The sequence below is a fragment of the Caulobacter sp. 602-1 genome (assembly GCF_003931565.1).
GTDB lineage: Bacteria > Pseudomonadota > Alphaproteobacteria > Caulobacterales > Caulobacteraceae > Caulobacter.
This window is the reverse complement of sequence record NZ_RRYI01000002.1, coordinates 871119-896123: the sequence shown is the minus strand read 5'-3', so window position 1 is coordinate 896123 and position 25005 is coordinate 871119. Positions and strand designations below refer to the sequence as shown.

General features: G+C 68.0%; 22 protein-coding genes. 9 read left to right on the top strand and 13 right to left on the bottom strand.

Annotation, left to right across the window (positions count from 1 at the left end; genetic code table 11):
• Positions 1-117 precede the first annotated feature (117 nt).
• Positions 118-2544 (top strand): ATP-dependent helicase, encoded by a 2427-nt coding sequence (locus EIK80_RS08790; RefSeq protein ID WP_125156579.1) that lies wholly within the window; start codon positions 118-120, stop codon positions 2542-2544.
• Positions 2545-2791: 247 nt separating this feature from the next.
• A complete protein-coding gene (locus tag EIK80_RS26360; protein ID WP_199743418.1) occupies positions 2792-2953 on the top strand; it encodes a hypothetical protein in 162 nt (53 codons plus the stop codon).
• Here EIK80_RS26360 and EIK80_RS08785 read toward each other — a convergent pair.
• Positions 2950-4116 carry a low temperature requirement protein A gene (locus tag EIK80_RS08785; protein ID WP_125156578.1) on the bottom strand — a complete coding sequence of 389 codons (1167 nt, stop codon included), beginning with the start codon at positions 4114-4116 and terminating at the stop codon, positions 2950-2952. The two genes, EIK80_RS26360 and EIK80_RS08785, sit on opposite strands and share 4 nt — an antisense overlap.
• A 91-nt stretch (positions 4117-4207) precedes the next feature.
• Between EIK80_RS08785 and EIK80_RS08780 the strand changes: the two genes are divergently transcribed.
• The 3 genes from EIK80_RS08780 to EIK80_RS08770 are packed head-to-tail and all read left to right on the top strand — an operon-like array spanning position 4208 to position 7468.
• Positions 4208-4711 carry a hypothetical protein gene (locus EIK80_RS08780; RefSeq protein WP_125156577.1) on the top strand — a complete coding sequence of 168 codons (504 nt, stop codon included), beginning with the start codon at positions 4208-4210 and terminating at the stop codon, positions 4709-4711.
• Between the two features lie 39 nt (positions 4712-4750).
• Positions 4751-5617 carry a 50S ribosomal protein L11 methyltransferase gene (locus EIK80_RS08775; RefSeq protein WP_125156576.1) on the top strand — a complete coding sequence of 289 codons (867 nt, stop codon included), beginning with the start codon at positions 4751-4753 and terminating at the stop codon, positions 5615-5617.
• A 39-nt stretch (positions 5618-5656) separates the two neighbouring features.
• On the top strand, positions 5657-7468 hold the full coding sequence (locus EIK80_RS08770) for an aminopeptidase P family protein (protein WP_125156575.1): 1812 nt from the start codon (positions 5657-5659) through the stop codon (positions 7466-7468).
• Positions 7469-7484: 16 nt separating this feature from the next.
• Here EIK80_RS08770 and EIK80_RS08765 read toward each other — a convergent pair whose 3' ends face one another.
• From EIK80_RS08765 to ligA, 3 genes are all read right to left on the bottom strand, one after another.
• Positions 7485-7901: a DUF2147 domain-containing protein gene (locus tag EIK80_RS08765; protein WP_125156574.1), complete on the bottom strand. Its 417-nt coding sequence runs from the start codon at positions 7899-7901 to the stop codon at positions 7485-7487.
• 124 nt (positions 7902-8025) lie between these two features.
• A complete protein-coding gene (locus EIK80_RS08760) occupies positions 8026-8661 on the bottom strand; it encodes a 3'-5' exonuclease (protein WP_199743417.1) in 636 nt (211 codons plus the stop codon).
• Complete coding sequence (gene ligA / locus EIK80_RS08755; RefSeq protein WP_125156572.1) at positions 8637-10988, bottom strand: NAD-dependent DNA ligase LigA; 2352 nt, start codon at positions 10986-10988, stop codon at positions 8637-8639. Before ligA ends, EIK80_RS08760 begins: the two co-directional genes overlap by 25 nt.
• A 133-nt stretch (positions 10989-11121) precedes the next feature.
• Here ligA and EIK80_RS08750 point away from each other — a divergent pair, with 133 nt between their 5' ends.
• Positions 11122-12237 carry an acyltransferase gene (locus EIK80_RS08750; RefSeq protein WP_125156571.1) on the top strand — a complete coding sequence of 372 codons (1116 nt, stop codon included), beginning with the start codon at positions 11122-11124 and terminating at the stop codon, positions 12235-12237.
• A gap of 108 nt (positions 12238-12345) precedes the next feature.
• Here EIK80_RS08750 and recN read toward each other — a convergent pair whose 3' ends face one another.
• The 3 genes from recN to lpxC form a co-directional block, all read right to left on the bottom strand.
• Positions 12346-14043, bottom strand: a complete 1698-nt coding sequence (recN, locus tag EIK80_RS08745) for a DNA repair protein RecN (RefSeq protein ID WP_125156570.1) — start codon at positions 14041-14043, stop codon at positions 12346-12348.
• Between the two features lie 83 nt (positions 14044-14126).
• On the bottom strand, positions 14127-15056 hold the full coding sequence (locus EIK80_RS08740) for an outer membrane protein assembly factor BamD (RefSeq protein WP_199743416.1): 930 nt from the start codon (positions 15054-15056) through the stop codon (positions 14127-14129).
• Positions 15057-15155: 99 nt separating this feature from the next.
• Entirely contained in the window at positions 15156-16052 is an 897-nt protein-coding gene (gene lpxC, locus EIK80_RS08735) for a UDP-3-O-acyl-N-acetylglucosamine deacetylase (RefSeq protein ID WP_125156568.1), read from the bottom strand.
• A gap of 286 nt (positions 16053-16338) precedes the next feature.
• Here lpxC and EIK80_RS08730 point away from each other — a divergent pair, with 286 nt between their 5' ends.
• Positions 16339-18444: a S9 family peptidase gene (locus EIK80_RS08730; protein WP_125156567.1), complete on the top strand. Its 2106-nt coding sequence runs from the start codon at positions 16339-16341 to the stop codon at positions 18442-18444.
• 2 nt (positions 18445-18446) lie between these two features.
• Here EIK80_RS08730 and EIK80_RS08725 read toward each other — a convergent pair whose 3' ends face one another.
• The gene (locus EIK80_RS08725; protein WP_125156566.1) at positions 18447-19160 is read right to left on the bottom strand and encodes a squalene/phytoene synthase family protein; all 714 of its coding nucleotides are present in this window, start codon (positions 19158-19160) and stop codon (positions 18447-18449) included.
• Positions 19161-19227: 67 nt separating this feature from the next.
• A complete protein-coding gene (locus tag EIK80_RS08720; RefSeq protein ID WP_125156565.1) occupies positions 19228-19842 on the bottom strand; it encodes a urate hydroxylase PuuD in 615 nt (204 codons plus the stop codon).
• A gap of 130 nt (positions 19843-19972) precedes the next feature.
• On the opposite strand from EIK80_RS08720, the gene EIK80_RS08715 reads away from it, so the two are divergent.
• Positions 19973-20680, top strand: coding sequence for a hypothetical protein (locus EIK80_RS08715; protein WP_125156564.1), 708 nt, complete (start codon positions 19973-19975; stop codon positions 20678-20680).
• On the opposite strand, the gene EIK80_RS08710 is transcribed toward EIK80_RS08715, so the two are convergent.
• Genes EIK80_RS08710 through yajC form a run of 4 tightly spaced genes read right to left on the bottom strand, consistent with a single transcriptional unit; the run spans position 20677 to position 23950 of the window.
• Complete coding sequence (locus tag EIK80_RS08710) at positions 20677-21030, bottom strand: Mth938-like domain-containing protein (RefSeq protein ID WP_125156563.1); 354 nt, start codon at positions 21028-21030, stop codon at positions 20677-20679. The genes EIK80_RS08715 and EIK80_RS08710 overlap by 4 nt on opposite strands.
• Positions 21030-21977, bottom strand: a complete 948-nt coding sequence (gene secF, locus EIK80_RS08705) for a protein translocase subunit SecF (RefSeq protein WP_125156562.1) — start codon at positions 21975-21977, stop codon at positions 21030-21032. The genes EIK80_RS08710 and secF overlap by 1 nt, the downstream gene beginning before the upstream one ends.
• An 11-nt stretch (positions 21978-21988) precedes the next feature.
• Positions 21989-23587 (bottom strand): protein translocase subunit SecD, encoded by a 1599-nt coding sequence (gene secD / locus EIK80_RS08700; protein ID WP_125156561.1) that lies wholly within the window; start codon positions 23585-23587, stop codon positions 21989-21991.
• 57 nt (positions 23588-23644) lie between these two features.
• Positions 23645-23950, bottom strand: coding sequence for a preprotein translocase subunit YajC (gene yajC / locus EIK80_RS08695; RefSeq protein WP_125156560.1), 306 nt, complete (start codon positions 23948-23950; stop codon positions 23645-23647).
• A gap of 132 nt (positions 23951-24082) precedes the next feature.
• On the opposite strand from yajC, the gene EIK80_RS08690 reads away from it, so the two are divergent.
• Positions 24083-24934, top strand: coding sequence for an ATP-binding protein (locus EIK80_RS08690; protein ID WP_125156559.1), 852 nt, complete (start codon positions 24083-24085; stop codon positions 24932-24934).
• Positions 24935-25005: the final 71 nt, after the last annotated feature.

The window sequence follows — 25005 nt, the reverse complement described above, 5'->3', positions numbered from 1 at the left end:
CGTGATGGCGGATGAACGGCACGGGCGCGGGGAAGTTCCTTTTCCAACACACCTCGTCATCCCTATGCCGCGCCTGTTGGGGCTTAAGCTCCGCGCGGTTTGTGCTACATATGTTCCATGTATCCCGATGATGACTCGCGCGAAGCCGCCGGCGGCTTTCCGGGCGACCTCCCCTCTCCGCGCATCTCCGACCTGGCCAGGCCGCGGCCGCCGGCGCATGGCCACGCCACACCCGACTATCTTGACGGCCTGAACCCCGAGCAGCGCGAGGCGGTCGAGACCACCGAAGGCCCGCTGCTGGTCCTGGCCGGGGCCGGCACCGGCAAGACCCGGGTGCTGACCACGCGCCTGGCCCACATCCTGGCGACCGGCCGCGCCCGCCCGTGGGAACTGCTGGCGGTCACCTTCACCAACAAGGCCGCGCGCGAGATGCGCGAGCGGATCACCCACATCATCGGCCCAGAGGCCGAAGGTCTGCGCTGGCTGGGCACCTTCCACTCGGTGGCCGCCCAGATCCTGCGCCGCCACGCCGAGCTGGTGGGGCTGAAGTCGAACTACACGATCATCGACACCGACGATAACGAGCGGCTGCTGAAGCAGCTGATCGAGGCCGAGAACATCGACGCCAAGCGCTGGACCCCGCGCATCCTGTCGGGGATCATCGACGGCTGGAAGAACCGCGGCTGGACGCCCGATCGTGTCCCGACCAGCGAGGCCGGCGAGTTCGCCAATGGCAAGGGGATCAGCCTCTACCGTCAGTATCAGGAGCGCCTGCGCATCCTGAACGCCTGCGACTTCGGCGACCTGCTGCTGCACAATATCAGCCTGTTCACCGGCCATCCCGACGTGCTGGACGAGTTCCAGCGCCGCTTCAAATACGTGATGGTCGACGAGTACCAGGACACCAACGTCGCCCAGTATCTGTGGCTGCGTCTGCTGGCCCAGGGCCGGCAGAACGTCTGCTGCGTCGGCGATGACGACCAATCGATCTATGGGTGGCGCGGGGCCGAGGTCGACAACATCCTGCGGTTCGAGCGCGACTTCGCCGGCGCCAAGGTCGTGCGGCTGGAGCGCAACTACCGCTCGACCGAACACATCCTGGCGGCCGCTTCCGGTCTGATCACCGCCAACAAGGGTCGCCTGGGCAAGACCCTGTGGACCGAGGCGACCGGCGGCGACAAGGTCCGGGTCAGCGGCGTGTGGGACGGCGAGGCCGAGAGCCGCATGGTCGCCGACGAGATCGAACGCGCCAAGAAGGCCGGCCGCAAGTATAACCAGATGGCCATCCTGGTGCGGGCCAGCTTCCAGATGCGGGCGTTCGAAGAGCGCTTCGTGATGCTGCAGATCCCGTACAAGGTGGTCGGCGGTCCGCGCTTCTTCGAACGGGCCGAAATCCGCGACGCCCATGCCTATCTGCGCCTGATCCAGTCGCCGGACGACGACCTGGCCTTCGAGCGCATCGTCAACACGCCCAAGCGCGGAATCGGCGACACCTCGGTTCAGAAGCTGCTGCAGATCGCGCGGCTGGGCGGAATCTCGACCGTCGAGGCGGCGCGCCAGATCATCGCCAGCGACGAGTTGCCGGCGCGCACGCGCACGGCCCTGTCGAACTTCATCCGCGACCTGGACCGCTGGCGCTCGCTGATCGGGACCGTTCACCACCAGCGCCTGCTGGAAACGGTGCTGGAGGAGAGCGGCTATACGGACGCCCTGCGTCTGGACAAGGGCCCAACCAGCCAGACGCGGCTGGAGAACCTGAAGGAACTGGTCCAGTCGATGGGCGCCTTCGACACGCTCGAGGCCTATCTGGAGCACGTGTCGCTGGTCATGGACCTGGACCGCGAAGCCACCGGCGACGCCGTCTGGATCATGACCCTGCACTCGGCCAAGGGCCTGGAATTCCCGCTGGTGTTCCTGCCCGGTTGGGAGGAAGGCGTGTTCCCCAGCCAGCGCAGCATGGACGACAAGGGCGAGAAGGGCCTCGAGGAAGAACGCCGCCTGGCCTATGTCGGCATCACCCGCGCCCGCGAGCAGGCCCTGATCAGCTTTGTCGCCAACCGGCAGGTTTACGGCCGCTGGACCAGCCAGCTGCCCAGCCGCTTCGTCGACGAACTGCCGATCGCCCACGTCGATGCGGCGTCCGAGACCGGCTACTACGGCGGCGGCCCTGGCATGCAGTCGACGGCGGCCTCCCGCTGGGACGATCCGGGCGTCAGCGCCTTCCAGGCCGGCAGCAGCTATGACAGCCCCGGCTGGAAGCGCGCCCAGGAACGCACCGCCGGCTTCGGCGAGCGCAACGCCGCCTGGCGCGGTCCCCAGGGCGTCCGCGCCGGGTCGTCCGCCCGTTCGGCGCCGATCGAGGGCGAAGGTCGCCTTGTCGCCGTCTCGGCCCCCACGGGCAGCGCCTATTCGCGCGGCGACCGGGTGTTCCACGTCAAGTTCGGCTACGGCAAGGTCACCGGCATCGAGGGCAACAAGCTGACCGTCGCCTTCGACAAGGCCGGCGAGAAGAAGGTCATCGACAGCTTCGTCGAGAAGGCCTGAACGACGGCGGATGCTCCCCGCGGCGCATGAGGAGCATCTTTCCCCCGCGCTCCGATGTCGCGGGGGTTGAACGCGACAAGCGGATAACCATATGCTAGTCAAGAAGTAGCCAAACGCTTCAGCCCAAGACGGCTATCGCCCTGGCGCTCCATCGCCCCCCAACCGTCACCGACGGCTCCGGGCGGATATCTCCACCCTTTATGATCTATCGGGTCCGGCGACACGCCCGCCCCCTGTCTGGAACTTTATGAAAACCAACTTTACCCGTAAGGCCGCCACCAAGAGCGCGCCCCACATGCCTTCGACCTTCCGCCCCGCGACGCAAGCGCGCGCCGCCCAATCCGACTGGGTGTGGCCCGGCCTCACCCGCGCCCAACTGCGCGATATCGTCATCGACCAGATCGGCTAAGCGGCGCGACGCGCCTCCGCCAACCACGTCTCCCACGCCCCGACCGCGACCAGGATCAGGGTCGTCGCCACTGACAACGTCAATGGGCTGACATGTCCCGCGACCGGAACCAGCGCCGCCAGCAAGGCCAGGCCAGCGATCCGGGTGCGGGACCACTGCCTGAACACCGAAAGCTTGAACACCAGGGCTCCGAACAGGAACAGCGCCGGTCCGCCAATCACGGCGGCGGCGGTCTTGAAGTCTGTATGGCCCAGCGGATGGTGCAGCACCCACTCGTCGCCGACCGCCGCCACGATGACCCCGGCCACCGGTAGAAGGTGGCTGTAGGTGTAGGCGACGCGCGCGATCCGGCCGGGATTGTCGGAATGAGCGATGGCCTCGCTGGCCGCCTCGGCCGTGAACGAAAAATAGATCCACCACATGGCGATGCTGCAGACCAGGGCGCTGGCGAAGGCGGCAATCACCTCGAAAGTCCATGGCAGGCCGACCACCGTGGCCCCGGTGACGATGATCGACTCGCCCAGGGCGATGATCGTGAACAGGGCGCAGCGCTCGGCCAGGTGACCGCCCTCCACGACCCAGTCGGTCGAGGCCGAGCGGCCTATACCGGGCGTCCAGAAGCCCATGGCCGGCGAGGCGTATTCGATGGCCATGGCCAGAGCCCAGATCAGCAGCCGCATCTCGCCCTGCTGAAAGGCGCCGGTGATCCAGAAAACCGCCGACAGGGACAGCCAGGACAGGATGCGGATGAAGTTCAGCCGGTGGGCCGGCTCGCGCCACACGCCGAGCAGGAAGAACAGGCTCCGCCCGACCTGGATGAAGACATAGGCGCAGGCGAAGACCAGACCCCGCTTTCCGAAGGCGTCCGGGATGGCGGCCGACAGCACCAGGCCCGCCGCCATCAACACGAACAGCATCACCCGCACCGGCGTCCGCTCCGGATCCATCCAGTTGGTGACCCAGGCGGTGAACACCCACGCCCACCAGACGGCCAGCAGCAGCAGGGTTGCGTGCAGCAGGCCAAGGCCGGTTGGGTGTCCGATCACCGCGTGGGACAGCTGTGTGACCGCGAACACGAACACGAGATCGAAGAACAGCTCCACATAGGTGACGCGGGCGTGCTCGTGGGCGTGGCGTTCGCGCAGCAGCGGCTTCTTGGTCATGGCGTCCCTCTTCGCGACCAACCTAGAATCCGCCCCCTGAGTCTCGCGAGGGGGATTTCGAACCAAAGCCCTCGTCGCGCGCTATGCCGACATGGACCCGCGGCTCGCACACTTCCTTGGCCACCTGAAGGCCTTCGCCCTCACCCGCCCCGTCGCCCTTGGCGCGCCGGCCTGCGCCGTGCTCGGCGCCGTGGCTGGACTGGCCATGCAGACCGGAGCCCAGGATCGCGGCTACACGCCCGAGATGGAACCCGCCCAGTATGCGCGACAGGACTACGCCGAGCCGATCTCCTGGCCGGCGGGCGAGGTCCCGGACTATGTGGTCGGCACGGACTTCCTCAAGGCGACGCAGCCCCCGCCGCCGATCCAGTACGCCGACTATGAACCGCCCCCGGCGCCCGAGCTTCCGCCCTATGTTCCGGCCGAACACGGCCCGGCCGCGCCTCCGCCGCCAACGGACGCACCGAACTGGGCGTCCGAGCGCGGCGACATCCTGGACGTCTCCCTGCCCGAGGATCACCAGCCCCAGGCCATGGCGGCGCCCGCGCCTCTGGTGATGGCGGACGCGGCGGCCACCGGCATGACGACACGCTGAAGGCTCGCTTTTTAGCGCCTTTGCCGCTAACGGAGCGGCATGACCGACTATACGCCCCAGCAGATCGTCGCCCGCGGCGCGCGCGCCGAGACCGAGACCGCCGCCGACGCCATCGACAACCATCCCGGCCTGGAAGGCGCCACCTACTCGATCCTGGAAGAGGACGAGGACAAGGGCGTCTGGCGCATCGACGCCTTCCCCACGACCGACGAGGAAGACGCCAGCCTGATGGCGCTGCTGGGCCAGTACGACCTGAAGGTCGTGCGCGACACCCTGGCCGACGCCGACTGGCTGGCCATGGCGCTGTCGGGCCTGCCTCCCGTGCGCGCCGGCCGCTTCTTCGTCTACGGGATGCACGACCGCGGACGCCTGCCGGCCAGCACGGTCAACCTGCGCATCGAGGCCGGCGCGGCCTTCGGCACGGGCCACCACGGCACCACCGTCGGCTGCCTGCAAGCCTATGACCGCCTGATCAAGGCCCGCAGGTTCAACAAGGTTCTGGACGTCGGCGCCGGCACGGGCCTGCTGGCCATCGCCGCCGCCCGCACCGGTTCGAAGCTGGCCGTCGGCACCGACATCGACAAGCCCAGCGTGCGGATCTCCAAGGAGAACGCCAAGGTCAACAAGGCCAACGCCAAGTTCGTCCACGCCTCGGGCCTGTCGAACTCGCTGGTGGCCAACAACGCGCCCTACGACCTGGTGTTCGCCAACATCCTGGCCCGCCCGCTGATCGGTCTGGCCCAGGACATCAAGCGCGCCCTGGTTCCCGGCGGCACGGTCATCCTGTCGGGCCTGCTGCGCACCCAGGAGCGGATGGTCAAGGCCGCCTACCTCTCGCGCGGCTTCAAGGTCGTCAACCGCATCCACCGCGACGCCTGGGCGACGCTGGTCCTGCAACGGCCCTAGGCCTTCCCTGTCGGCGCATGGCGGCCTAAATCGGTAGCCATGCGCCAGACCTTCGACGAATCCACCGACCCGTCCTTCGGGCCCAAGCACGTCCCGCTGATCCGCGCCGCCATGGCCGAGCAGGGGCTGGACGGCTTCCTCGTGCCGCACGAGGACGAGCACCAGAACGAATATCTGCCCGCCGCCAATGACCGCCTGGCCTGGGCCAGCGGCTTCACCGGCTCGGCCGGCGCGGGCGTGATCCTCAAGGACCGCGCCGCCGTCTTCGTCGATGGCCGCTATACGCTGCAAGTCCGCGAGCAGGTCGACCAAGACCTGTTCGAGATCCGCGACCTCGTCGAGGGCGGCGTGCCGGCCTATCTGGAGACGACCGAAAAGGGCGCGGTGATCGGCTACGACCCCCGCCTCCACAGCCCCTCGGCCCTGGAAGGCCTGAAGGCCGCCGCCAGCCGCGCCGGCGCGATCCTCAAGCCCGTCGCCGTCAACCCGATCGACCTGGCCTGGGGCGAGGCCCGTCCCGCGCAGCCTATGGCCCCGGTCGTGCCGCACCACGTCGAATACGCCGGCGAGGAGTCCAGTTCCAAGCGCGCCCGGGTCGGCGCGGCGATCGCCGCCTTTGGCGCCGACGCGGCGGTGATCACCGCGCCGGCCTCGATCGCCTGGCTGTTCAACATCCGCGGCGGCGACGTCATTCGCTCGCCCCTGCCGCTGGCTCAGGCCATCCTCGGCGCCGACGGCGCGGCGCGCCTGTTCCTGGAGCCGGCCAAGGTCACTACCGACCTGCCGGCCTGGCTGGGCAACCAGGTCTCGCTGGAGACGCCGGACAAGCTTCAGGAGGCGCTGGGCGACCTTTCGGACAAGACTGTCGTGGTCGATCCGACCCAGTCCTCGGCCTGGTACTTCGATCAGCTGGCCGCCGCCGGCGCGAAGATCGTCCGGGCCATGGATCCCTGCGCCCTGCCCCGGGCCTGCAAGAACGGCGTCGAACTGGACGGCACGCGCGAAGCCCACAGGCGCGACGGCGCGGCCCTGACCCGCTTCCTGCACTGGCTGGCCACCGAGGGGCAGGTCAATCCGCCGGACGAAAAGGAGGCCGTCGCCAAGTTGGAAGGCTTCCGCGAGGCTACCGGCCGGCTGAAGGACCTGTCCTTCGACACCATCGGCGCGGCCAACGGCCACGGCGCCCTTCCCCACTACCACCCGACCGAACGCTCCAACGAGCGCGCCGCGATGGGCTCTCTATTGCTGGTCGACAGCGGCGGGCAGTATCTGGACGGCACCACCGACGTCACCCGCACGGTCGCCATCGGCGAGCCGTCGGCGGAGATGATCCACCGCAACACCCTGGTGCTGAAAGGCCACCTGGCGATCGCCCGCCTGCGTTTCCCGCCCGGCACCACCGGCTCGGCCATCGACGCCTTCGCCCGCGCTGCGCTGTGGGCCCACGGCCTGGACTATGACCACGGCACCGGCCACGGCGTCGGCGTCTATCTGGGAGTTCACGAGGGCCCGCAGCGGATTTCCAAGGCTCCGAACACCATCGCCCTGCAGCCCGGCATGATCGTCTCGAACGAGCCCGGCTACTACAAGGACGGCGAATACGGCATCCGGATCGAGAACCTGGAAGTGGTCATGCCGGCCGAGGACCTGCCGGGCGGCGACCGCCCGATGCACCGCTTCGAAGCCCTGACCCTGGCGCCGATCGACCGACGCCTGATCGACAAGAGCCTGCTGAGCGCCGAGGAAACAGCGCAGCTCGACGCCTATCACGCTCGCGTATTGCGCGAGATCGGACCTCGGGTCGAACCCGAGGTCCGCGCCTGGATGGAAGAGGTCTGCGCGCCGCTCTAGGCGGCGCGCGCGACGCCTACTTCAACCGCGTCCACCGCTGCGTCTTGCAGAGCGGGGCGACGATGCAGCCCTTCAGCTTGAGCTCGTTGTCGCTGAGCAGTTCGATCGTGCCCGAATAGGTGCCGCCGTCATCGGGGTTATAGACCTTGCCGCCGGTCCACTTGGTCGGGCCGCCGGTGAAATCGTACAGCATCTGCAGGTTCTTCAGGGGACGACCGCGCTGGGAATCGTCCTTGTTCTTGGCGTCCTTCTGGGCCGGGTTGGCCTTGATGTGGTCGGACGTGATCAGCTTGCCGCACAGGCTGTTGCCGCAGCGGGCGATCTCGACCTGGCCGCCGTTGGTCGGCGTCTGCCAGACCCCGGTGACGTCGGCCGCGAAGGCCGAGCCGGCCGTAACGGCCATGGCGGCGGCGAGCAGGATAGTGCGCAGCATTCGATACTCCCAATAGGTTCACGCATTCGAATGCGTGTTTGAACCCATTCGTTGCGTGATCCGCCCAGTGAGGACAAGGCCGAAGGCGAAAACGAGGCGGGAATTGCGGTTGCGGCGATGCGCCTCAGCCGTGGACCCGCGCCCGTCGGAGGCCGACCGCGCCCTTGGGCGGCGTATAGCCGTCGTGGCTCAACCGACCGAGGGTCATGCCCAGGCGTCCCGGAAGGTCGCGAACATGTGTCACGCCGTTCAAGCTGGCCGCCGCCAGCGCCACGCGCCCGCAGGCATAGGCGTCGGCCGCCGCGTCGTGGTGGGCGAAGTCGACGCCCAGGTGACCGCAGACCACGTTCAGCTTGTGCGACGACAGCTCCGGCCAGACGCCGCGCGCCACCTGCACCGTGCATAGATAGTCGAAGCTGGGCGGCCGCACGTCATAGTGCTCGCAGGTCCGACGGATCACACTGACGTCGAACGAGGCGTTGTGGGCCAAGACGAGCGCGCCATCCAGTTCGGGGCGCAGCCGCTCCAGCACGTCCGGCCACTCGTCGGCGTCCGCGACCTGTTGAGGCCCGATGCCGTGAAAGGCGATGTTGAACCGCGCGAAGCGATTGCCGGGCGGACGGATATAGTGGTGCTCGATGCGCGCCACCTGGCCGTCCTCGATCCAGGCCAGGCCGATCGAACACGGGCTGGCGCGCTGCTCGTTGGCGGTCTCGAAGTCCAGCGCGATGACCTTCATGCGCCGACCATCGCCAGCCACTCGTCCTCGGTCATCACCTGGATGCCCAGCTCGGTGGCGGTCTTCAGCTTCGAGCCCGCGCCCGGACCGGCCACGACCAGGTCGGTCTTCTTCGACACCGAAGAGGCCACCTTGGCGCCGAGGCCCTCGGCCTGGGCCTTGGCCTCGTCGCGGGTCATCTTTTCCAGCGAACCGGTGAAGACGATCGTCTTGCCGGCCACGGCGGTGTCGGTCTTGGGTTTGGCGACGGGCTGGATGTTCAGCTCGGCGACGAGATTGGCGACCTTGGCGCGATTGTGTTCCTCGGCGAAGAACCGGGCCAGCGACTGGGCCGCCACCGGACCGACGCCGTCGATGGCGGCCAGGTGTAGATAGTCCTCGCCCGGCGCGCCCGAGGCTGCGGCGGCCAGCCCTTGGGCGAAGGCGTCCCAGGTCCCATACCGCTGGGCCAGGGCCGCGCGGGCCGGCTTGGTCAGCCTGGGCACGGCGTGGCCGATCTTGATCTCCAGGTCGTCGGTCTGGGGCCAGGGGTCGGCGACCAGCCCGCCCTTCCCCGCCTCGACCAGCAGGTCCAGCGCCTTGGGGCCGACGCCCTGGGCCGTGGAAAGCTCCAGATAGGTCTCGCCGGGCAGGCCCTTGGCGGCGGCCTCGGCGGCGGCTCGCAGGTCCTCGAAGCGGTCGAAGTTGCGGGCCAGGACGGTCGAGGTCGTCTCGCCGATGTCGCGCGCGCCCAGGCCGTAGATCATCCGGTCCATGCCGATCGTGCGGCGGGCCTCGATCCCTCGCACGAGGTTGGACACCGAGGTCTCCCCATAGCCCTCGCGCTCGCGCAGCGCCGCCAGCTTCTCCTCGTCCTTGGCCAGCTTAAAGATGTCGGCCGGCTCGGTGATCCAGCCCTCGTCAAAGAAGGCCTGAAGTTGCTTCTCGCCCAGGCCCTCGATGTCGAAGGCGCGGCGCGACACGAAGTGGCGCAGGTGCTCGACCCGCTGGAACGGACAGGCGAACTCGCCGGTGCAGCGGCGCACCACCGACTCCTGGCCCGAGGCCGTGACCTCGCGGGCCAGCGGCGTTTGCAGCGGACACGGGCAGACGTGGGGGAATTCGTAAGGCGCCGGCGCCGGATCGGGCCGTGCGTCCAGGGCCACCTCGACGATCTGGGGAATCACGTCACCGGCCCGCTGGATCACCACGGTGTCGCCAATGCGGACGTCCAGGCGGGCGATCTCGTCGGCGTTGTGCAGGGTGGCGTTGGTCACCGAAACGCCGCCGACCGTCACCGGCTTCAATCGCGCCACAGGCGTGATGGCGCCGGTGCGGCCGACCTGCAGGTCGATGGCTTCCAGGATCGTGCGGGCGCGCTGGGCGGGGAACTTGCGGGCGATGGCCCAGCGCGGCGAGCGCGACACGAAGCCTAGGCGGCGCTGCTGGTCCAGGTCGTCGACCTTGTAGACGACCCCGTCGATGTCGAAGCCCAGCGTGGGCCGCAGCATCTCGAACTGGGCGTAGACGTCCAGCAGGCCCTGGGCGTTCTCGACCCGCCTGGCCGGCGGGGCCGTGGTGACGAAACCCCACTCGGCGAGCTTCTCCAGCGCCCCCCACTGGCTGTCGGCGAACGGCTCGGACACCAGGCCCCAGGCATAGCCGAAGAAGCGCAGCGGCCGCTGGGCGCTGATCTTCGGATCGATCTGGCGTAGCGAGCCGGCGGCGAAGTTGCGCGGATTGGCGTAGGTGCGCTGGCCGGCCTCCTCGGCGGCCTGGTTGAACGCCGCGAAGGCCTCCAGCTCGACATAGACCTCGCCGCGCACCTCGATCACGTCGGGCCAGCCCGAGCCCTTCAGGCGGTGGGGGATGTCGGCGATGGTGCGCAGGTTGGCGGTGACGTCCTCGCCCACCCGGCCATCGCCGCGCGTCGCGCCCTGGACCAGCACGCCCTTCTCGTAGCGCAGCGAGGCCGACAGGCCGTCGATCTTGGGCTCCGCCGTATAGGCGACGGTCTCGGACGGCGACAGGCGCAGGAACCGCCGGATCCGGGCGTCGAACTCGATCGCCTCGTCGTTGGAAAAGGCGTTGTCCAGGCTGAGCATCGGCACGCCGTGCTCGACAGGGGCGAACTGCTCGGCCCGCGCTGCGCCAACCCGCATGGACGGGGAGTTGTCGCGAACCAGGTGCGGAAAGCGGGTCTCGATATCGAGGTTGCGGCGCTTGAGGGCGTCGTACTCGGCGTCGCTGATCGTGGGCGCGTCCTGCTGGTGATAGGCGATGTCGTGCGCGGTCAGCTGGTCGGCCAGGCGCTCCAGTTCCTCGACGGCCTGGGCTTCGGTGAGGTCGGCGACGGGGATGAGGGACACAGCGGCGAATCCGAAAGACGGGAAGTTCCGGCAGGTTAGCAACGCCGTCCTGACGGGGGGAGTCAGCGATGTGATCGCCTGTCAGGGGAAAACTGGCCCGGCCCTTGCGCCGCAAGGCTTGAAGGAGCCCTCGATGTTCAAAGCCGGCACAAATAACGCTCTGCCCGTCCTGTCGCGGGACGGTCCGCTGGACGCCCTGCGGTTCCTGGCGGCGCTGTTCATCGTGCTCTATCACGTGGCCGAGCGCGCGCCGGTGTCGCTGTTCAGCCTGTCGCCGGCCTTCGGGCGCGGCTATCTGGCCACCGACTTCTTCCTGATGCTGTCGGGCTATGTGCTGGCTCGGACCTATGGCCCTCGCGTCCAGGGCTCGGACGTCGACACCCTGACCTTCCTGAAGCGGCGCGTGCAGCGCATCTGGCCGCCGCATCTGGTGATGCTGGCCCTGTTCGTCGCGTTCTTCGTTGGAACCTCGGCGATCGGCCTGGCGCCGCAGAACCCGCAGTGGTTCCAGCGGGACCAACTGCTGCCGCAGGTCTTCCTGGTCCAGGCGTGGTTCGTCCCTGGGAACTCCGGCTGGAACATGCCGACCTGGACCCTGTCGGCTCTGATTGCGGCCTACGCCCTGTTCCCGATGGCGTGGCGGCGCGTGGCGGCGACGCGGCGGCCGCTGGCCCTGCTGATCCTCGGAGTCTGCGCCTATGTCGCCATCGACCAGGCCGCCCTGATGGCCTTCGACATCCCCGGCTACCAGCTGCCGCTGCGCTTCGGCCTGATCCGGGGCGTGCCGCTGTTCATGATCGGCCTGCTGGTCGCCCGCCTGCCGGTGACGACCCTGGCGCGCCGCCAGGCCCTGCCGCTGGCCGTGGCGACCCTGACGGCCGTGATCGGCATCCAGGCCCTCGGGCGGTTCGACTATTTCAGCCTGGCCCTGCTGGGCTTCCTGATCTACGCGGCCGGCGCCTCCAAGCCTCGGGCCTGGCGCTGGGCCGGCGCGGCCGGGAAACTGTCGTTCTCGCTGTTTCTGACCAACACCCTGACCGCGGCCGTCTGGTTCGGCGTCGCGCGGATGGTGGAGAGCAAGCTGGGCCTGCCCGCGGCGGCGGCGTGGGCGCTGTGGGCTTTGGCCATCCCGGCGACGATCGTCGTGGCGTGGATGTTCGAGCGGGCGGTGGATGCGCCGTTGCAGCGTTGGATGAAGGGGCGGTCGGCCGCCCAGCGCGTTCCGACCAGCGCTCCAGCGACAGCCTAGAGCCTGTCCGCTTTTGATGGAAACATCAGAAGCGGATAAACAGGCTCTATTTCAAACATTTGGAGCGTGGCAGACGCCGAAACCGCTCACACTTTCGGCTGCCACGCTCTAGGCCATCAGGGCCCGCGCCGCCGCGCGCGCGGCTTCCGTCACCTCGGCGCCCGACAGCATCCGCGCGATCTCTTCCTCGCGCTCGGACGGGCCGAGCGGTTCGACCTTGGTGCGGGTCGAGGTGTCGTCGCCCGATTTCGAGATCCGCCAGTGGGCGTCGCCTCGCGCGGCGACCTGGGCCGAGTGGGTGACGACCAGAACCTGGGCGTTCGAGGCCAGGCGCTTCAAGCGCAGGCCGACCGCGTCGGCCACCGCCCCGCCGACGCCTTGATCCACCTCGTCGAAGATCATCAGCGGTTGCGGGCCGCCGCCGCGCCCCGCCAACGCCGCCTTCAGCGCCAGGGCGAAGCGGGCCAGCTCGCCGCCCGAGGCGATGGCCTCCATCGGGCCGAAAGGCGCGCCGGGGTTGGTCGAGATCTCGAAGGCGATGCGGTCCAGGCCCGTCGGGCCCGCGCGATCCTCGGCCAGCGGCTCGACGGCGACGCGGAACCGGGCCTTCTCCAGCTTCAGCGGGGCCAGTTCGGCCTCGACGGCCTTGGCCAAGGCGTCGCCGGCGGCGCGGCGCTCGGTCGACAGGGCCTCGGCGGCGAACAGATAAGCCTCGCGGGCCTCGGCGGCTTCCTTGTCGGCGGCCTTCAGGGCCTCCTCGGAGGTCTCGATGGCCTGCAGCCGCGCGGCGAACTCCGCGCGCTTGGCCGGCAGGTCCTCGACCAGGACATTGAGCTTGCGGGCCATGCCGCGCAGGGCGAACAGGCGCTCCTCGGCCTTCTCCAGGCGATCGGGCTCGAACTCGAAGCTCTCGGCGACCGAGTCGATGGCGGCGCTGGCCTCCTGGGCCTCGACCAGGGCGCGGTCGACGGCCTCGCAGGCGGCCGAGAGCCGGGTCATGGCCGCGCCATCAGCCGGAGCGCCGGCCTGCAGGGCGCGCTCGCGGGCCCGCTCCAAGGCCCGATAGGCCTGGGCAAGCTTGCCGGACAAGGCGTCGCCGCCCAGGGCGTCCTGGGCCGAAGCGATGTCGATCATGGCCTTCTCGGCCGAACTCAGCAGGGCCCGCTCCTCGGCCAGCGCCTCCTCCTCTCCCTCGCGGGGATCGAGACGGTCCAGTTCGGAGAGGCGGAGGGTCAGTTCCTCGGTCTCGGCGGCGGCGCGTCCAGCCAGGTCCCGCAACTCGGCGGCCGCCTCGCGGGCGGCGCGCCAGGCGCTCCAGGCCGAGCCGACGGCGCCGATCGACACGCCGCCGAACGCGTCCAGCAGGCCGCGATGGGTCTTGGGATCCAGGAGGCCGACGGTCTCGTGCTGCCCGTGAACCTCCAGCAGCAGCGCGCCCAGGTCCTTCAGCACCCCGACGCTGGTGGCCTGGTCATTGACGAAGGCCCGGGAGCGGCCGTCGGGCGACAGCTGCCGGCGCAGGACCAGATCCTCGTCGCGGGCGTAGGCCAGACCCTTGTCGTCGAGATAGGCGAAGGCGGGGTGGTCGGCCGGCAGGGCGAACATCGCCGTGGCCGAGGCGTGACCCGCGGCCCCTCGGCGCACCAGTCCCGCGTCGGCGCGCGCGCCGGTGGCCAGGCCCAGGGCGTCGAGAATGATCGACTTCCCCGCCCCGGTCTCGCCGGTCAGCGCGGTCAGGCCCTCGCCAATGGCCAGGTCCAGGCTCTCGATGAGCACGACGTCACGGATGGAGAGGCCGATCAGCATGACGCGCAAGATCGCCGGGAATCAGGATTTTTCAAAGCGCAAAGGTAGAACGAAACGAGACCAGGCGCCTGGTCCCGTCGCTTCTACATGCCCAGAACGCCCATCAGGCCCTTCTTGGACTTCTTTTCGCCCGGGGGGGCCAGGGTGGTGTCCTTGTCCTTCGACAGGACGCGCTCCAGGGCGTTGCGCTTGGCGCCGGCCTTCAGCGGCTCGACGGCGGGGCGCAGGCCATTGTCGTTGAGCAGCTTGTAGGCGTCTGCGTACCAGCGGTCGCCCGGGAAGTTATAGCCCAGGACCGCGCCATTACGCTTGGCTTCCTCGCTCAGGCCGATGGTCAGATAGGCCTCGACCAGGCGGTAGAGCGCTTCAGGCGTGTGCGAGGTGGTCTGGTGCTTCTCGATGACCGTCTTGAAGCGGCCGATGGCGGCCAGGGTCTGCCCGTTCTTCAGGTAGTAGCGACCGATGGCCATTTCCTTGCCGGCCAACTGGTCGTTGACCATGTCGATCTTCAGGCGGGCGTCTTGGGCGTACTCGGTGGTCGGATAGCGCTGGACGACGTCGCGCAGCGCGGCCAGGGCCTGCTCGGTGGCGGCCTGATCGCGGTTCACGTCGACGATCTGCTCGAAATAGCAGATGGCCTTCAGATAGTAGGCGTATTGGGCCGACGGATTGCCAGGATACAGCGAGATGAAGCGGTCCGAGTCGCCGATGGCGTCGGCGTACTGGTTGCCCATGTAGTGGGCGTAGCCGGTCATCAGAATCGAACGACGCGACCATTCCGAATAGGGGTGCTGGCGCTCGACCTCGCGGAAATAGTCGACGGCTTCGTTCCAGTTGCCGCGGTCCAGGCGGTTGGCGCCCGTGGAATAGAGCAGCTCGACCGGGCGCTCTTCGTAGGCGAGGGTCGGCTTCTTGGCCTTGCCCGCGCAGCCCGCCACCGAAACGGCGACCAGCATGGCGGCGATCGTGACGGCCGAACGTCCCTTGAAATTACGAAGCACGGAGTCTCTCACCCTCGAAGCAAACGCGCGCCCCAGCGCCGTGCAAGGCTTCTACACCACGCCGTCAAAGGCGCAAATGCGAACGCCGAGCCCGACTCCCGGAGACGCTATCTAGACCGCTTCGGCCAGTTCCGACGCGAGGGCGCGTAGGCGCCAGGCGCGCGGCTGGTTCAGCAACGCCCTAACCACGGCGTTATTGAGGCCGTGACCGGCCAGAACGCCTTCGAAGCGGCCCAGGAGCGGCCTGCCCAGCACATAGAGGTCGCCGATGGCGTCCAGCGCCTTGTGGCGCACGAATTCGTCCGGGCGGCGCAGGCCTTCCGGGTTCAACACGCGGTCGCCGTCGATCACCACGGCGTTCTCCATCGACCCGCCCCGGGCCAGGCCGATGGCGCGCAGGGCCTCGACGTCGCGAACGAAGCCAAAGGTGCGGCAGTCGGAGAGCTCGGCGCGGAACGAGTCCTCGTCGACGACCAGATCGACGGACTGATGGCCAATGGCCCGCGAGCCGAAGGCGATCTCGAAGGCGACCTCGAAACGGTCCGACGGCAGCAGGCTGGCGCGTTTGTCGCCCTCCTCCACCGTGATCGGGGCCAGGATCTCGATATATTGGCGGACGGCTTCCTGCTTGCGGCGGCCGGCGCGGTCCAGGATCTGGATGAAGGGCTCGGACGAGCCGTCCATGATCGGCACTTCCGGACCGTCCAGCTCGACGACGCAGTTGTCGATCGACAGGGCCGCCAGGGCCGCCATCAGGTGCTCGATGGTCGAGACGCGGACGTCGTCGCCATTGCCGATCACCGTACCGAGCTGGGTCTGGCAGACCGCCTGGGCGGTCACGGGGACGCGGTTGTCGCGGTTCTGCACATCGGTCCGCACGAAGACGATCCCCGTGTCGGGGGTCGACGGACGCACCGAGACGCGCACGTGCGCGCCCGTGTGCAGGCCGATCCCCGCGAAGATCACCGGTCCCGCGACCGTGTGCTGAAAATAACCCGAAGCCGACACTAGAGACACCTTATCGTTCGACGGACGACTCTGCGGTCGTCCTTTCGCCCCAGCTTCCATCTAGGAAGGATGCTGCGTCGCGGCAAAGCAAAGTCTGTTTCGGATTGTTACGCGCTAAACGACTGACTTGATTACAGATTTGTCACAGAAACGCAGGCGCGGAAACAGACCGTCGGTCGACGATCCGTGCTCGGGAATCTTGGTCCCCGGCTCCCCTAGCGGCTCGGCGAAACCAGGACTACGCTCCGCCGCCAAAGCGATAACCGTTTCCGGGAATTTCGGTTTCATGATCAAGAGCTTGCGTATCGTCGCCCCCATGGCCGCTTCCGCGGCGGTCCTCGCCGTCGCCCTCGCCGGGGCGGCCCACGCGCAGACGCCCGCCAAGCCGCACGTCTTCACCGCCAAGGACATGGCGAGCCTGGATCGCCTGTCTGATCCGCGCGTCTCGCCCGACGGTCGCCATGTGCTCTATTCGGTGCGGACCATGGACTATCCGGCCAACAAGGCCGCGATGTCGCTGTGGATCGCCGACCTGAAGGCCAGGATGGCGCCGCGCCGGCTGAAGATCTCGGACGGCGGCGCGTCGAGCGGCCGCTGGAGCGCCGACGGCAAGACCATCTACTTCTCATCCAGCCGCGCCGGCGGGACCGAGCAGGTGTTCAAGACCGACGTCATGGGCGAGACCGCGACCCAGGTGACCGCGGCGCCGTTCGACGTCCAGGCCTTCAAGGTCGCCCCGGACGGCAAGACCATCGTCGTGGGCCTGGCCGTGTTCCCTGACTGCGCCAACTTCGCCTGCACGGAGGGCAGACTGGCCGCCAAGACCGCGACCAAGGCCACGGGCGTGGTCTATGATCGCCTGTTCGTCCGCCACTGGGATACGTGGAACGACGGGACCAAGAACCACCTCTTCGCCTGGACGCTGGACGCCAACGGCGTGGCGACCGGCCAGCCGATCGACCTGATGAAGGGTTTCGACGGCGACACGCCCACCAAGCCCTATGGCGACGACGCCGACTTCACGATCACGCCGGACAGCAAGGGCGTGGTCTTCTCGGCCAAGGTCGCCGGCAAGGACGAGGCTTGGACCACCAACTACGACGTCTGGAGCGCGCCGCTGGACGGTTCGGCCAGGGTCCAGAACCTCACGGCAGCCAACAAGGCCTGGGACGCCGCCCCGGTGTTCTCGCCCGACGGTAAGCAGGCAGCCTATCGCGCCATGAAGCGCCCCGGCTTCGAGGCCGACCGGTTCGGGATCATCGTCCGCGACATGGCCACCGGCCAGGAACGCGAACTGGCCCCGACCTGGGACCGCTCGGCCGATTCGATCGCCTGGAGCCGTGACGGCAAGACGATCTACGCCACAGCGCTGGACGTCGGTCAGGGCAAGCTGTTCGCCATCGACGTCAAGACCGGCAAGGTCGCCGCCCTGACCGGCGAGGGCCACGTCACCGCTTTCGACGTCGGCCCCGGTGGGCTCGTTTACGCTTCCGACTCGCTGAAGAGCCCCTCGGAGCTGTTCATGACCCTGCCGAAAGGGCCGCCGGCGCGCGTGGTCAGCGTCAGCGACGAGGCCCTGAAGGACGTCGCCTGGGGCGAGCCCGAACAGTTCCGCTTCAAGGGCTGGAACGATGAGACCGTGCACGGCTTCATCGTGAAGCCGGCCAACTTCGATCCGGCCAAGAAGTATCCCGTGGCCTTCCTGATCCACGGCGGCCCGCAGGGCTCGTTCAGCAACAGCTGGTCCTATCGCTGGAACCCGCAGATCTACGCCAACGCCGGCTACGCCGTGGTCATGGTCGATTTCCATGGCTCGACCGGCTACGGCCAAGCCTTCACCGACGCGATCAGCCAGCACTGGGGCGACCGTCCGCTGGAGGACCTGCAAAAGGGTTGGGCCTTCGCCACCCAGAAGTACGGCTTCCTGGACTCCGACCGCGCCTGCGCCCTGGGCGCCTCCTACGGCGGCTACATGGTCAACTGGATCGCCGGCAACTGGAACGCGCCCTGGAAGTGCCTCGTGGACCACGACGGCGTCTTCGACACTCGCGCCATGGGCTTCGCGACCGAGGAGCTGTGGTTCACCGAGTGGGAGAACGGCGGAACGCCGTGGCAGCCCGGAACGACCTACGAGACCTTCAACCCCGCCCTGCACGTCGACAAGTGGGTCAAGCCGCAGCTGGTGGTGCAGGGACAGCTCGACTACCGCATTCCCGTCGAGCAGGGCCTGGCGACGTTCAGCGCCCTGCAGCGCAAGGGCGTGCCCAGCAAGCTGCTGTACTTCCCGAACGAGAACCACTGGGTGCTGAAGGCCCAGAACTCGGTGCAGTGGCACAAGGAGGTGCTGGACTGGCTGGACCAGTGGACGGGGAATACCCGGCCCGGCAAGTAGGTCTAGAGACGGCCCGTCGCCACCGCGAAGGTGAGACGGGCCTTCCTTTCGAGATCACTCATCTCGCGGCCCTTCAGGTGGGGTCGCGCCAGCGCCGCCGGGGCCACGGCCGGGAAAGCCGCCACGGGCAGCCCCCTCACCTCGCCCCGCGCCGCCTTCAGTTGCGCCTCGACGCGCCCGACCACGTCCTCACGCGTCCAGGTCTCGGGCAGGCGCGACCGCCCCGCCTGCGCCAGCCGCCACAGCCCAGTCAGGCCGAACGCCCGCGCCGCGCCCTTGACGGCGTGCGGATCGGCGCTCGCATCGAGCCGCCGCGCCGCCAGCACCGCCAGCGTGCCGGCCGTGGCGTCGACATAGGCCAGAACGGCGGCCTCGTCCTTCAGGGGACCTTCGTCCAGATCGGCGAAGCGCGCCTCGGCCAGTGTCGCGAGCGCGTTCGGGTCGAACCGGGACGCGGCCAGGGCCTCGACATTGGGATGCTTGCGCGGCGGCTTGCCGGCGGCGATCTCCTCCATCGCCTCGCGCCACCAGGTGATGCGGATCTCGCCCATCAGGGCGTTGGAGACGCCGCCCGCCACCCGGGCCAGCTCGTAGTTCAGGCCGAAGAGCGCGATGACGTCGGCCCGCGCGGCGAGGTCGCCGATGAACCGGCTGGCCAGCCAGCGGTCGGGGTCGACGCGGCGGACGAGGTCGTCGAGGGTTTCGGTGTCGGCCATGGTCTCAAAACGAAGAAGGACCCGCCGAGTTGGCGGGCCCTCCCCTTACAGCGTGTCGCCTCGGGCGTCAGCCGAAGACGGTCTGGTTCATCGCCATGGTCGCCAACATCGGCAGGCTGAGCAGCGTGTTGGTGCGGGAGAACAGCATGGCCAGCTTGGCGGCCTTGGCCTTGGCGTCCGCGTCGGCCTCGACCATGCCCAGCGCGATCTTCTGGTTCGGCCAGATGAAGACCCAGACGTTGAAGAACATCACCGTACCCAGCCACATCCCGGTGCCGATGAAAGTGTACTGCATGTCGACGCCGGGCGTGTAGCCGCCAGCCAGGCCCAGGGTCGCCGCTTCCAGCAGGTAGCCGCGGCTGAAGGCCAGGATAACGCCCATCACCCAGGTGAACAGCGCCGCCCAGCGGAACCAGAACAGCGCCTCGGGCGCGATATACTTGCTGACCGCCGGTTTCAGCTCGGCCGGGATCTGCGGCATCACGCGGATCTGCACGAAATTGAAGTAGTAGAGCAGCCCGATCCACAGGATGCCGAACATCACGTGCAGCCAGCGGAAGACGGCCTGCAGGAAGATCGCGCCATGCCCGTCAGGGCCGTGCGCGTAGCCAATCACGATCACAAGGGCCAGCACGAAGCTGACGATCATGGTGTTGCGGAAGTTGGTAAGCAGCCCGGACATCGTTTCCCCCAAGTCCTTCTGAAAGCTTGGCCTGGACCATAGGACCGTTTTCGGGAGTCGGCAAAGTCGCCGCTAGGACGCCGTTAAGGCGAATGCCGTAACCTCAAGTTGCGCCAAAGCGAGATCCGCCATGCAAGTGTCGTCCGTCGCCCAGCCCCTCTCCCCGCCGCCCGCCAGCGGTGGCGGCGTCGTCGCCGTGGTTCTGCGCCAGTCCGCGATCCTAGCCGACGGCTCCGGCGCCTCGGATGACCAGAAGATCGACGCCTATGTCGCCATCGGCAAGGCGCTGTACACCTCGGACCAGGGTCGGGCCGACTGGTTCAAGTCCAGCACCCAGGCCGATCGCGACGCGCTGAACGCCGCCTGGAACAACTCGACCATAGCCAAGCAAATCCGCCAGGCCGCCGATGACTTCAACGCCCGGGGTATGCGCACGCCGCGCGAAGGCAATGTGATGGCCGACCAGATCGTCGCCCTGAACCGGATGTCGCCCCAGCAGCAGAAGATGATCTTCGCCGGGACGGCCAGCCTTGAGCAGACCGGGACCCTGGAGAGCTGGAAGGCCTTCCTCCAAACCAATGCCGATGGACGCGAGCAGCAGCTGGCGGAGGAGAAGGCTGAAAGGGCCGAGAAGACCGGCAACGGCGCGGCTGTGCAGGTCTCGTTGTCGGACGACGCCAAGGCCGCCCTGGACACCCTGACCGACGAGAACCGCGTCGCCGGCGTCGCCGAGGCGGCCCTGGGCATGCTGCGAAAGGCGGCCGAGGAACGCGCCGAAGCCAAGGCGAAGAAGGATCGCGCCGAAGAACCCGGCGCGACCGTCGACCAGACAGCCTAGACCGCGATCAGCGCCGCCGCCAGCCGCCGGCCTTCGCTGGCCAGGACGTTGTAGGTGCGCGCCGCCGCCTCGGTGCTCATGAACTCGAGACCAACGCCCGCCGCCTTCAGGGCGTCGCGGACGGGGCGCGGCGGCAGGGCGTTGTTGAGGCCCGTGCCCAGTAGAACGAACTCGACCGCCCCGCCGGCGGCGAACACCTCGGCGAAGGCCTCGGGGGTCAGCGCGGCCAGGGAGGTGGCGGACCAGTCGCGGGGCTGATCGTCGAGGATCAGCAGCGAACCGGGCCGCCAGTCGCCGGAGACCCGGAAGCCGCCGCCGCCCCAGGCGTCGATGGACGGCGGCTGGCGCATCAGGGGCGCGAGGCCGCGCCGAGCTTGATCGGCGTGGCTTCGTCGTCGTTACGCTTCACGCCCCAGATGAGGATCATCGGCAGGGCGATATAGATCGACGAATAGGTGCCGATGACGATGCCGAAGATCATGGTGAACACCAGCGGGAACAGCACCGGGCCGCCGAACGCCATCGTGCCGCCCAGGGCCAGCAAGGCCGTGGTGCCGGTGATGATCGTCCGCGACAGACGCTCGTTTTCCGACAGGTCGATGATGTCGCGCAGCGGCGTGGTGCGGTACTTGCGCAGATTTTCCTTCAGACGGTCGAAGGTGATGACCTTTTCGTTCATCGAGTAGCCGATGACCGTCAGCAGGGCCGCGATCTCGGTCATCGAGAACTCGATGCCGCAGACCGACAGCAGACCCAGGGTCAGGACGATGTCGTGGATCACGGCCACGACGGCGCCCGTGCCATACGACAGACCGAAGCGGAACCAGATGTAGCCCAGCGTCAGCAGCAGGGCGACGCCCAGGGCCTTGAAGCCGGACATCAGCAGTTCACCCGAGACCTTGGCGCCCACTTCGGAGCGGCTGGTCACCTTCAGGTCGGGGAAGCGCTTGATCAGCTCCGCCTCGACGTTCTTGGATGCGTCGCTGGGCTTTTCGCCCTCGGCCGGCAGGAACTTGACCATGGCCGAGTTCGGCGAACCGAAGCCCTGGACCTGGCCGTCATGGGCGCCGATCTGGTCCAGCGCCGTGCGCAGCTGGGCCAGGGGGACCGGGCGCGACATCTGCACCTCCAGGGCGACGCCGCCCTTGAAGTCGATGCCCAGGTTCAGGCCCTGGAAGATCAGCAGGCCGATCGAGGCGACGATCAGGATCGCCGAGATGACGGCCGCGACCGGCGCCCAGCGAACGAAGCGGAAGTGGGTCGAACGCGGGATATAGCGAATGAGGGGCCAACGCATGGTCGGATCTCCTATGCGATCGGCAGCTTCTTCGGCTTGGTGGCCTTGAACCACCAGCCGATGAGCACTTGGGTGATGAAGATGGCGGTGAACAGCGACGTGAACACGCCGATCACCAGGGTCCAGGCGAAGCCCTTCACCGGGCCCGAACCGAAGCTGAACATGATCAGACCCGAGATCAGGCTGGTGATGTTGGCGTCCAGGATCGAGGTCAGGGCCAGCTTGTAGCCGTGGTCGGCCGCGGCCATGGGCGTTCGCCCGGCGTTGGCCTCGTCGCGCATGCGCTCGTAGATCAGCACATTGGCGTCGACGGCGACGGCCAGGGTCAGGATCAGGCCGGCGATGCCCGGGAAGGTCAGGGTCGCCTGGGTCATCGACATGATGCCGACGATCAGCAGGACGTTGACCACCAGGGCGATGGCCGCGAAGCCGCCGAACAGGCCATAGGCCAGGATCACGAACACGAACATCGACACCGCGCCGATGGCCAGCGAGATCGAGCCGGCCTTGACGGCGTCGGCGCCGAGCTCGGCGGTCACGGTGCGCTGGTCTTCGATGTTCAGGGGGGCCGGCAGGGCGCCCGAGCGCAGCAGCAGCGACAGCTCGTTGGCGCTCTCGGCGGTGAAGTTGCCGGTGATGATGCCGCTGCCGCTGGTGATCGGATCGTTGATCACCGGGGCCGAGATCACCTTTTTGTCCAGGACGATCGCGAACCGCTTGCCAGGGTTTCGCAGGGTGATGTCGCCAAACTTCTTGGCGCCGGAACCGTTGAAAGCGAAGCCGACGGCCGGCCGGCCATTCTGGTCGAAGGTTTGCGACGCATTGGTCAGTTCATCGCCCGAGACGATGGCGCGCTTCTTGACCACGTAGTACGGCGCGTAGCGGTCTTCGCTCTGCAGCAATTCCGAGCCTGCGGGCAGACGGCCGGCCTGGACGTCCTCGGGCGTGACCGTCTCGTCGACCATCTGGAAGGTCAGCTTGGCGGTCTTGCCGATGACGGCGCGCAGCCGTTCGGGATCGCTCTCGCCAGCCGCCTGGATCATGATCCGGTTGGTGCCCTGGCGGTTGATCGAGGGCTCCTTGGTGCCCAGGCTGTCGATACGGCGACGGATCGTCTCGATCGACTGGTCGACGGCCTTGGCGGCGTCGGCGCGCTGGGCTTCCGGCACGAAGGTGACTTCGATGCGGTTGTCGCCCTTGCCCGCGACGGCGACATCCTTGCCGCCGATGACGCCGGCCAGCGGCGCCCCGAGGTTCTTGCGCAGCAGGTTCAGGGCGGCCTCGTAACGTGAGGGGTCGCCGATGCGGACGCTGATCACCTCGCCCTGCTGGGCCAGTTCGCCGAACGGGATCTGCTCGCTCCGCAGCTGGGTGCGGGTGTCTTCCATCAGGTCGGACAGACGCTCGCGGTGCAGCGCGTCGGTGTCGACCTCATAGAGCAGATACGAGCCGCCTTGCAGGTCGAGGCCGAGGTTCAGCTTCTGGTGCGGCAGCCAGCCGGGCATGGCGTCCAACGTCTTCTGCGGCAGGACGTTGGGCAGGGAGAACAGGATGCCGAAGATCACCGACAAGGTGACGGCGATGATCTTCCAGCGGGAGAGGGTCAGCATGGATCAGTGACTTTCAGGCGACGTCGCTAGAACGCCTCGCGATATTCTGAGAGCGTCTTAGTTCTTCGCGTCGTTGGCGGGCGCCGGCTCGCCCTTGGTGCGGACTTCCGTGATCATGCCCTTGATGACCTTCACGGTCACGCCGGTGGCGATCTCGACGCCGACTTCCTTGTCCTCCACGCGGACGACCTTGCCGATCATGCCGCTGGACAGGACGACCGTGTCGTTGCGCTTCAGATTGGAGAGCATCGTCTGATGCTCCTTGGCGCGCTTCTGCTGCGGACGGATCAGCATGAAGTAGAACAGCACGACCATCAGCAGGATGGGGGCGAGCTGCAAGAATTGAGCGTTCAGACCGGACATGACGTCTCCAACAAAACCGATGCGGCGCGCCAGCCAAAAAGAGACAAGCTCATAGGGTCGCGCCAAGTCGGCGGAAGCTATGCGTTCGCCTCCCCTTTTGCAATCCAAGCGCACCCGGTATGCAGCGTGCCCATGACAGACGCGCCAAACACCGTGCTTGCTCCCTTGCTGGCCCGCATCGCCGAGGCCCTGGAACGGCTGGCCCCGCCGCCGCCGCCCGCGCCGGACTTTTCGGCCGCGCGCCTGTTCCGGCACGAGCCGAAAGACGGCGCCTTCGTCCCGGCCGCCGACTATCCGCTATCTCTGGACCTGTTGGTGGGAATCGACCGGCAGAAAGGCCGTTTCGTCGACAACCTCCGCCGCTTCGCGCTCGGCGTGCCCTGCAATCACGTGCTGTTGTGGGGCGTCCGCGGCACAGGCAAGAGCTCGGTGACCAAGGCCGCCTTCGTCAGCCTGACCGAAGAGTTTCCGGCTCTCAAGCTGATCGAGGTCGATCGCGACGAGGTCGCCGCCCTGCCCCCGCTGTTCGATCAACTCCGCGCGCGTACGGAGCGCTTCGTGGTGCTATGCGACGACCTCTCGTTCGAGGACGGGGCCGCGGCGGCCAAGGCGCTGAAGTCGGCTCTGGAGGGCGGCGTGTCGGGCCCGCCCGAGAACGTGCTGTTCGTGGCCACCTCGAACCGTCGCCACCTGATGCCCCGCGACCACGTCGAAAGCCAGGGCGCCATCGCCGCCGCCGAGAACGCCGAGGAGGAGATGAGCGTCTCCGACCGCTTCGGCCTGTGGATCGGCTTCCCGCCGATGGACCAGGACACCTATCTTGCCGCCATCCGCGGCTACGCTGAACAGTTCGGCCTGACTGCCCCCGACCTCGACCGCCGCGCCCTGCAGTGGTCGCAAATGCGCGGAGCCCGCTCGGGACGTGTGGCCTGGCAGTTTGTGCGCGACCTGGCCGGCGAACTGGGCGTCAAGCTGCCCAGCTGAGCCGGATGGCGCGTAATCGGTGATCTTTGGCGCTTTATCGCAAGCGCGCCACGCCGATCCGCGCTTAGCTG

What these genes read in the sequence shown, in the direction of transcription:
- EIK80_RS08790 (WP_125156579.1), top strand. Translation starts at nt 118, where the DNA reads ATGTATCCCGATGATGACTCGCGCGAAGCCGCCGGCGGCTTTCCGGGC.
- EIK80_RS26360 (WP_199743418.1), top strand. Translation starts at nt 2,792, where the DNA reads ATGAAAACCAACTTTACCCGTAAGGCCGCCACCAAGAGCGCGCCCCAC.
- EIK80_RS08785 (WP_125156578.1), bottom strand. Translation starts at nt 4,116, where the DNA reads ATGACCAAGAAGCCGCTGCTGCGCGAACGCCACGCCCACGAGCACGCC.
- EIK80_RS08780 (WP_125156577.1), top strand. Translation starts at nt 4,208, where the DNA reads ATGGACCCGCGGCTCGCACACTTCCTTGGCCACCTGAAGGCCTTCGCC.
- EIK80_RS08775 (WP_125156576.1), top strand. Translation starts at nt 4,751, where the DNA reads ATGACCGACTATACGCCCCAGCAGATCGTCGCCCGCGGCGCGCGCGCC.
- EIK80_RS08770 (WP_125156575.1), top strand. Translation starts at nt 5,657, where the DNA reads ATGCGCCAGACCTTCGACGAATCCACCGACCCGTCCTTCGGGCCCAAG.
- EIK80_RS08765 (WP_125156574.1), bottom strand. Translation starts at nt 7,901, where the DNA reads ATGCTGCGCACTATCCTGCTCGCCGCCGCCATGGCCGTTACGGCCGGC.
- EIK80_RS08750 (WP_125156571.1), top strand. Translation starts at nt 11,122, where the DNA reads ATGTTCAAAGCCGGCACAAATAACGCTCTGCCCGTCCTGTCGCGGGAC.
- recN (WP_125156570.1), bottom strand. Translation starts at nt 14,043, where the DNA reads ATGCTGATCGGCCTCTCCATCCGTGACGTCGTGCTCATCGAGAGCCTG.
- EIK80_RS08730 (WP_125156567.1), top strand. Translation starts at nt 16,339, where the DNA reads ATGATCAAGAGCTTGCGTATCGTCGCCCCCATGGCCGCTTCCGCGGCG.
- EIK80_RS08725 (WP_125156566.1), bottom strand. Translation starts at nt 19,160, where the DNA reads ATGGCCGACACCGAAACCCTCGACGACCTCGTCCGCCGCGTCGACCCC.
- EIK80_RS08720 (WP_125156565.1), bottom strand. Translation starts at nt 19,842, where the DNA reads ATGTCCGGGCTGCTTACCAACTTCCGCAACACCATGATCGTCAGCTTC.
- EIK80_RS08715 (WP_125156564.1), top strand. Translation starts at nt 19,973, where the DNA reads ATGCAAGTGTCGTCCGTCGCCCAGCCCCTCTCCCCGCCGCCCGCCAGC.
- EIK80_RS08710 (WP_125156563.1), bottom strand. Translation starts at nt 21,030, where the DNA reads ATGCGCCAGCCGCCGTCCATCGACGCCTGGGGCGGCGGCGGCTTCCGG.
- secF (WP_125156562.1), bottom strand. Translation starts at nt 21,977, where the DNA reads ATGCGTTGGCCCCTCATTCGCTATATCCCGCGTTCGACCCACTTCCGC.
- secD (WP_125156561.1), bottom strand. Translation starts at nt 23,587, where the DNA reads ATGCTGACCCTCTCCCGCTGGAAGATCATCGCCGTCACCTTGTCGGTG.
- yajC (WP_125156560.1), bottom strand. Translation starts at nt 23,950, where the DNA reads ATGTCCGGTCTGAACGCTCAATTCTTGCAGCTCGCCCCCATCCTGCTG.
- EIK80_RS08690 (WP_125156559.1), top strand. Translation starts at nt 24,083, where the DNA reads ATGACAGACGCGCCAAACACCGTGCTTGCTCCCTTGCTGGCCCGCATC.